The 479-nt window shown below is 52.0% G+C and carries 1 protein-coding gene; it reads right to left on the bottom strand.

Annotated features, from left to right (window positions below; translation table 11 throughout):
* On the bottom strand, positions 1-363 hold a 363-nt coding region (locus F8C76_RS19170), incomplete at its 3' end, for a transposase (protein WP_211372182.1).
* Positions 364-479 lie beyond the last annotated feature (116 nt).

The raw sequence follows: 479 nt of genomic DNA, 5'->3' as shown, positions 1-479 counted from the left end.
AATGTGGGCGCGGATGTCCTGGTAGCTGTTGCCGAGGGCAAACAGGGCAATGATCTTGCGCTCCAACTCATCGGTCAGATGCGTCTGGTGTTTCTTTATAAGCTGGGGTTCGAAGGTACCGCTGCGGTCTCGGGGCGTTTTAAGTTCAAAGCTGCCGGCGGGGCCTTTCATGGTCTTACTGGTCGTGCCATTCTTGCGGTTCGGCGCGGTCTCTTCTGTAAGATGATTGTCCAGCTCGGCTTGCATCGCGGCTTCTGTGAGCTGCTTGATCAGCGGCGTGAGAATGCCGTCCTTGCCGGTCAGGTCTTTGCCTTCCTGTAGGGCCTTGAGAGCAGCATCAATGTCGAATGTGGGTTTGGTCATGTATCACCTCTTTGGTGTGTAGATTAAAGAAGTGACACAGAATTCTGAACACTACCATCAGTGCTTTATGATTCGTTTAAAAATGAACCATTGTGCGCTAAGCGCCTAATTACGGG

This window comes from Flagellimonas olearia, from assembly GCF_009184425.1.
GTDB classification, from domain to species: domain Bacteria; phylum Bacteroidota; class Bacteroidia; order Flavobacteriales; family Flavobacteriaceae; genus Flagellimonas; species Flagellimonas olearia.
This window is presented reverse-complemented; position numbering and strand designations above follow the sequence as displayed.